This is a genomic window from Catenibacterium faecis, assembly GCF_014306455.1.
In the GTDB taxonomy this organism is placed as follows: Bacteria; Bacillota_I; Bacilli_A; order Erysipelotrichales; family Coprobacillaceae; genus Catenibacterium; species Catenibacterium mitsuoka_A.
Genome location: NZ_JACRWG010000115.1, coordinates 1 through 2,205, shown reverse-complemented (window position 1 = coordinate 2,205; position 2,205 = coordinate 1). Strand labels below are relative to the sequence as shown.

The following is a 2,205-nucleotide window of genomic DNA, read 5'->3' as shown; positions in this document are numbered from 1 at the left end:
CAGTATCAAAAGTTCATACTTGGCATACTTCTGCACTGCCTGGGATAGGCTCTTTCCAGAGTTTCTCATGTTATCATATAGTTCTAGTAATCTAGGAAGTCTAATATAGAATGTCTTATGTCTTTGTTTAATAGCCTCATTGGCTATGGCACAGGCAAGCCATGTTTTACCTGTACCACAGGGACCATGTATAACCAGATTTGTATTCAGATTCATAAAGCTGCATGTAGCTAAAGAAGAAACAAGATCTTTAGTTATGAGACGATTCTCAGTGTAATGCACATCCCTTAGATCCGCTTCTAAATAGCGAAGCTTAGCTCTTTTCTTCAATTTCTTTACTGCTTCGTTATATCTACACTGATATACCATATCTATAATCATCTTGATTTTCTCATCAAATGATAAAGTGATATAAGTAGTATTAGATTCAACTGTATTTACTGCATCAATGACATCAATAATGCCCATCTCAGATGCCTTTCTTATAGTTTCATTATCAATCATTTTGATCTGCCTCCATAGAATTCAGGCCCTCTTAAATGGCCTGTTGCTTTCTCTTCCTTTTTCATATTTTCCTGTAAATTCTGTCTATCTTGATTGTTGGCTAGAATGGCATTAAGATGTCTATATCTAGGTGATGGATATTTACTCAAAGCTATCTGGCAGGATATTTCGAGTCTTTCTTTTGAATATTTATCACTTAGATGCAGTACACTTAATGCAGGATTATATCCCTGTTCTTTAACTACGCTAGTTAGAAATATATTATCTATTACCTTTCTAGTGTAAGGGCCAATTTTACTGGCCCATTTTTTTATACGCTCATCATCCCATTCTGTTACTTTGACAGACTCTGGCATATCATGATCATATGTGGAATATCTGTTTTTAACGTAATCTGGAAACACCTTATGTACATTAATGCGCTTATTCTGATAATAGGTAGTCAATGTGGTCTCAGTTACCTTAATATCTACCATCTTGCCTACATATTCATATGGAACTGAATACCAGTTCTTTTTATAAGCGATATGACAGTTAAGCTGCACCTTTCTTGAATAAAACCAGTGACATACCTCAAAAGGAAATTCAGGGAGAGGTCTTAGTGTTTTCTTCTCTACCTCTTCGAATACTTCCTTTCTGCTTCCATCTCTCTTCTGGAATGGTGTGGAGTTGAACACCTCAAGTCTTTCTCTAACTGCCTTATACAGTTCTTCAAATGAATTAAACTCTCTGTTTCTTAATGAAGCGATTATGACAGTAGCTATCTTTCCTACAGTGCCTTCAACACTTGCCTTCTGCTTCGGCTTTCTGACCTGTGCAGGCATGATGGCAGTCATATAATGATTTCCAAAATCACTGTAAGTATCAGTAAGGATGATTTCTCCGTTTTTAGGATGCATCACAACTCCTGTCTTAAGGTTATCGCAGACTACTCTTACTGTAGATCCACCAAAGTACTCAAACATGTGACGATTACAATCGATCCATGTATCCATCTTCATATCCTTTGTAGCTTCTACATATGAATACTGAGAGAATGGGAGTGTAGCTACAAATAGATATACCTTAACCACTTCACCTGTAGAAGGAACAGTATAATGCATTGTAGGCCCACTCCAGTCTACTTCAGTACGAATACCTGGCTTATGCTGGATATGGTTGGTATAGTTGTGATTCTGAACATGTTCTGTGTATCCTCTGCAGAACTTTGAATAGCTTACTGGATACTTCCCATCATTTATCTTGATGCAGTATTCATTCCACAACAGCTTCAGAGTGACTCCAGGTTTAGATAATTCATTATGAATATATTCATAATCTATAGGGGCATAGATGTCTTCACTTTCATAAAGATTAGGGAAGAACAGCTTTCCCAATTCCGTATCTGAATAACACTCTAATTTTGCAGTATCAAATTCTAATTCCTCCTTTCTTCGTTTTACTTTCGATGAGGTGTGCTTGCTTATATGGTATTGCTTGGAAATGGTATTAAGAGAAATTCCCTGATCCATTAGCTGCAGGCACAGTCTCAGATTGAATTTTACGGCCATAATTTTTCGGCTCCTTTCATAATATTAGAGACATTGTCTCCAATATCATGATAGTACAAAAAGACCACCCATGAGGTGGTGCAGTTGTGTATATTCTGATTTTTAGACTAGTGGTGCAGTTGGTGATATAGGTGGTGCACTTTATGCGATT

Annotated in this window: 2 protein-coding genes; both read right to left on the bottom strand. The window is 36.8% G+C overall.

Features of this window, described 5'->3' with window-relative positions; translation table 11 throughout:
• A partial coding sequence (locus H8909_RS12900; RefSeq protein WP_187013112.1) for an ATP-binding protein occupies positions 1 to 504 on the bottom strand: 504 nt, incomplete at its 3' end.
• On the bottom strand, positions 501 to 2,015 hold the full coding sequence (gene istA / locus H8909_RS12895) for an IS21 family transposase (RefSeq protein ID WP_238928310.1): 1,515 nt from the start codon (positions 2,013 to 2,015) through the stop codon (positions 501 to 503). The genes H8909_RS12900 and istA, both read right to left, overlap by 4 nt.
• Between the last annotated feature and the right edge of the window lie 190 nt (positions 2,016 to 2,205).

What these genes read in the sequence shown, in the direction of transcription:
- istA (WP_238928310.1), bottom strand. Translation starts at nt 2,015, where the DNA reads ATGGATCAGGGAATTTCTCTTAATACCATTTCCAAGCAATACCATATA.